Below are 4,071 nucleotides of genomic sequence, written 5' to 3'. Positions count from 1 at the left end.
GGCGGCGCCGGCCCCGGCGGGCGGTGGGCCGGCGGGTGCCGAGCCCCAGGGCGGGCCGGGGAAGCGGGGCATCCCGTACGGGGACGGTGCCGACGGTGAGGCAGCCGCCGGGACGGCGGACGTCTGCCGGCCGAAGAGACGGAAGCGCGCCGAGGCGGTCACCGACGGCGTCCGGCCGCGGCGCACCGGACGGCGTCCGGCACCGCGCGCAGGGCACGGCTGGTGGTGAGGGGCGGGGCGGGGCGTCGAGACATGGGTCCCCCGTCTGCGGGCACGCGGAAGGACACCCGCGGCGCGGCGGCGGGTGGCGAGGTCGGATGGGCCGAGCCGCCGGCGGCTCGCCCGGAGCGGTGGTCACCGGCGGAACGGGACCGACACTAGGAGCGGGCCCGGGCCCCGCGGGGCCGAACGGATCGACGCTTCGCGAGTGCGAACGCGCAGAGCTAGGGCAGGAGCCAGTCGTGCACGGGCTCGTTGGCCGTCGAGTGCTCGAGGTAGCGGCCGAGCATGCCGTGCAGGGCCTTCTGCCGATCGGCGCCACGCTCCTCGAGCGCGGCCACCGTGTCGAGCTGCCAGGCGGCACCGGTGCGCTGCGTGGCGCAGCGGCGTTCGATCACCGACAGGTAGCGGTCGATCACCCCGGACGCGACCCCCCAGCGCGTCAGGCCCTCGGCGGCCTGCGGCAGCAGCTTGCGCAGCACCAGCTCGTCGGGGCGGATCCAGCCCGACCCCGGCCAGTACAGCGGCCCCCCCAGCCCGTGGCGGGCGGCGGTGGTGAAGTTCTCCTCCACCGCCTCGAACGACATCGAGCTCCACAGCGGCCGCTCGGCCTCGACGAGCACCCGCAGCAGCCCGTAGAAGAACAGGGCGTTGGCCACCATGTCGACGGCCGTGGGGCCCGCGGGCAGCACCCGGTTCTCCACGCGGATGTGCGGGACGCCGTCCGCGATGTCGTAGACCGGCCGGTTCCAGCGCCAGATCGTGCCGTTGTGCAGGCGGAGCTCGTTGAGCTCGGGCACGCGGCCCTCGCGCAGCTCCTGCATGGGGTCGGTGTCCTCGGTGACGGGCATGAGGCCGGGGAAGTACCGCCCGTTCTCGGAGAACAGGTCGAGCACCGAGGTGATCCAGCGCTCGCCGAACCACACCCGCGGCCGCACGCCCTGGTTGCGCAGCTCCACCGACCGCACGTCGCACGACTGCTCGAACAGGGGGATGCGCGTCTCGGCCCAGAGCCGCGAGCCCATGAGGAACGGCGAGTTCGCCCCGACGGCCAGCTGCACGCCCGCCAGGCACTGCGCGGCGTTCCAGTAGGCGGCGAAGGAGTCGGGGTGCACCTGCAGGTGCAGCTGCATGGACGTGCAGGCCGCCTCGGGGGCGATGGAGTCGAAGTCGGCCATGAGGTGGTCGGGCTCGACGGCGTGGCGCCCCGACGGGTCGTCGCCGGAGATGTCGAGGCGGATCGGCTCCCCGCGGGCGTTGAGCATCTGCTCGTTGAGCATGACGTAGCGGCGGTCGGTGGACAGCGCCTCGACGACGAGGTGGCGGGGCTCGAGCGTGGGCAGGATCCCGATGACGGCCAGCTGTGACCCGCAGTCCTCGGCCTTGGAGCGGGCGGTGGCGAGCTCGTCGAGCAGCTGGCCCTCGAAGTGGCGCCACTCGTCACCGGGGAGCGGGCGCGGTGGCAGGTTCAGCTCGAGGTTCCAGCGGCCCAGCTCGGACTGGAACTCAGCGGCGCCGATGGCGTGCAGGACGTCGGCGCTCGAGAGCGACGGGGCGAGATCGGCGTCGACGAGGTTGAGCTCGACCTCGATCCCGGTCATCGGTTCGTCCCGCGCGAACGTGTGCTCGCGCAGCATCACCGCCAGCGTGTCGAGGCACTGCTGGACCTTCGCCCGGTAGAGCTGACGATCGCGCCGACTGAACGTGGTCCGGTCGACGTCCTGGCCCATGCGTGTGCTGCCTCCCTGCCCCCGGGCCATGCCTGATGCTGCCTCCCGAGCCGACGACCATTCGCCCGATCGGGCGGGTTGTCCACCGTGACACACCGGTGATCGCTCCGCTACGGCCGTCCGAATGACGGGGCCGAGCGGCGCCTGCAGCTGAGGGGGACCGGCCTGCGACGATGCGTCCCCGTGGCCACCATCACTCCCGTCACGGACGTCGCCGACGCCCGCGTCGACGACTACCGCGACCTCACCGCGGCCGACCGCAGACCCGACCGGCCCGGCGGGCGCGGCCTGGTGATCGCCGAGGGTGTGGTGGTGGTGCGCAGGCTCCTCGACTCCCCGTACCCGGTGCGGTCCCTGCTCGGCGTGCCGCGCCGGATCGACGAGCTGGCCGCCGATCTCGACGGCCACGACGTGCCCGCGTACGCCACCGACGCGGACACGATGGCGTCGGTCGTGGGCTTCCACCTCAACCGGGGCGTGCTCGCCGTCGCAGACCGGGCGCCCGCGCCGGACGTCCCCGAGCTGCTGCGCACAGCGCGGATCCTGGCCGTGCTGGAGGGCGTCGGCGACCACGAGAACCTCGGTGCGCTGTTCCGCAACGCCGCTGCCCTCGGTGTGGGCGGGGTGCTGCTCGGCCCGCGCTGTTCCGACCCGCTCTACCGGCGCAGCGTCCGCGTCTCGATGGGCCACGTGCTGCGGGTGCCGTTCGCGGAGCTCCCCGGCCCCTGGCCCGCCTCCCTGGGCGTGCTGCGTGCCGCGGGGCTGCGGGTCGCAGCCCTGACCCCCGCCGCTCACGCGGTGCCCCTGGCGCAGGCCGGGCTCGGCGGGCAGCGGGTGGCTCTGCTGCTGGGCGCCGAGGGTCCCGGCCTGTCGGACGAGGCGCTCGCCGCCGCCGACGTCCGCGTCCGCATCCCGATGGCCACCGGCGTCGATTCGCTCAATGTGGCAACGGCGGCCGCCGTGGCGTTCCACGCGGTCGCGTCGCCCGTAGGCTGACGGGCGAGGGCGGCGTCCACGAACGTCCTCCGGGCCGCTCGCGGGCCCGGGCGGCCCCTCGCGGCGTCCCGGTATGAGCTGCGGGCGGCGCCTTGTGAGGAACCACCTGGATCCCGCGATCAACCCGGCAACGCCCGTGGCCACCGCACTATCGACGGAGGGAGTGCGCCGTGCTGGGGGACCGGCAGCCGGGTGATCCACCACTGCCCGTCGACCTGCAGGACGCCCTGCGGGAGTGGGCGGCGTTCGCCACGGCCGTCACGCGATCGGGCCGCCCGGAGGAGCTCGCGGTGCTGCGCCGCCGCGGCCGCCAGCTCGCGTCGCGCGCGGCCGACGTGCTGGGCCGTCCGGTGGAGCTGGTCGACCCCGTGACGGGCGACGTCGAGTCGGTGCGGGTCGGGGCCACGGGCCCGATCCCACGGCTGGACCCGACCCCGCCCGGGCCCACGCCGTGGATCACGGGCCTCACGGTGGCGGCCTTCTTCGCGGTGTTCGTCGCCATCGCCGACGTGGTGCTCAGCCGCTCGTTCGCGGAGGCGTTCGGGCTGGTGTGGGTGCCGGCCAACCTGCTCGTGGGGCTGGGCCTGTCGCCGTCGCTCTGGCTGGTGCGGCGCACGCCGTTCTGGCGCTGGCCCGCGCTGGGCGCCACCGTGGGTCTCGGGGTGGCGTGGGTGGTGCTCCTGCTCGGCCTGCTCGGCTGAGCCGGCGCCCGCGGGTGCAGGCGCGGACGTCAGCGCTGGCCGCGCACGCCCAGCAGTACCTCGTCCCAGGACGGCATGACCGGCTTCCCCTTCTTCGTGCGCCGGTTGGCCGCGGGCGCGGCCTCGGCGGGCGCCTCGGGGGCGGGGCTCTCCGGCGGTGCCTCGGCGGCCGGCTCGTCGTGCGGGGCCTCCGCTGCGGGCGGCGCCGCGGCCGGGGGCTCCGGCCGTTCCGCGGGCGGCGGGGCCTCGACCCGGGGCTTCTCCTCGGGCTGGGCCTCGACGCGAGGCTGGGACGACCGCTGCACGGCCTCGGCTGTGTGCTGCTGGGGCTCCGCGGCGTGCTGGGGCTCCGCGGCGCGCGCGTACTCGGGTGCGCGGGCGGGCTCGGCCTGGCGGGCGGGCTCCGGGCGGCGCGTGGCGGGCGG

At 75.5% G+C, this 4,071-nt stretch carries 3 protein-coding genes and 2 pseudogenes; 3 read left to right on the top strand and 2 right to left on the bottom strand.

Annotation, left to right across the window (positions count from 1 at the left end; translation table 11 throughout):
• A pseudogene (locus JWR81_RS09855) lies at window positions 1-229 on the top strand (hypothetical protein); the annotation flags it as partial.
• 214 nt (window positions 230-443) lie between these two features.
• Here the strand turns inward: JWR81_RS09855 and JWR81_RS09850 are convergent.
• On the bottom strand, window positions 444-1,949 hold the full coding sequence (locus JWR81_RS09850; protein WP_297649687.1) for a glutamate--cysteine ligase: 1,506 nt from the start codon (window positions 1,947-1,949) through the stop codon (window positions 444-446).
• A gap of 183 nt (window positions 1,950-2,132) precedes the next feature.
• On the opposite strand from JWR81_RS09850, the gene JWR81_RS09845 reads away from it, so the two are divergent.
• Together JWR81_RS09845 and JWR81_RS09840 are read left to right on the top strand one after the other, a co-directional pair.
• Window positions 2,133-2,945 carry an RNA methyltransferase gene (locus JWR81_RS09845; protein ID WP_297649685.1) on the top strand — a complete coding sequence of 271 codons (813 nt, stop codon included), beginning with the start codon at window positions 2,133-2,135 and terminating at the stop codon, window positions 2,943-2,945.
• A 170-nt stretch (window positions 2,946-3,115) separates the two neighbouring features.
• Window positions 3,116-3,646, top strand: a complete 531-nt coding sequence (locus JWR81_RS09840) for a DUF2537 domain-containing protein (RefSeq protein ID WP_297649683.1) — start codon at window positions 3,116-3,118, stop codon at window positions 3,644-3,646.
• A gap of 29 nt (window positions 3,647-3,675) precedes the next feature.
• On the opposite strand, the pseudogene JWR81_RS09835 reads toward JWR81_RS09840, so the two are convergent.
• Window positions 3,676-4,071: pseudogene (locus JWR81_RS09835) on the bottom strand (hypothetical protein); the annotation flags it as partial.

The organism is Pseudonocardia sp. (assembly GCF_025965585.1).
Taxonomy (GTDB): domain Bacteria; phylum Actinomycetota; class Actinomycetes; order Mycobacteriales; family Pseudonocardiaceae; genus Pseudonocardia.
This window is presented reverse-complemented; position numbering and strand designations above follow the sequence as displayed.

What these genes read in the sequence shown, in the direction of transcription:
- JWR81_RS09850 (WP_297649687.1), bottom strand. Translation starts at nt 1,949, where the DNA reads ATGGGCCAGGACGTCGACCGGACCACGTTCAGTCGGCGCGATCGTCAG.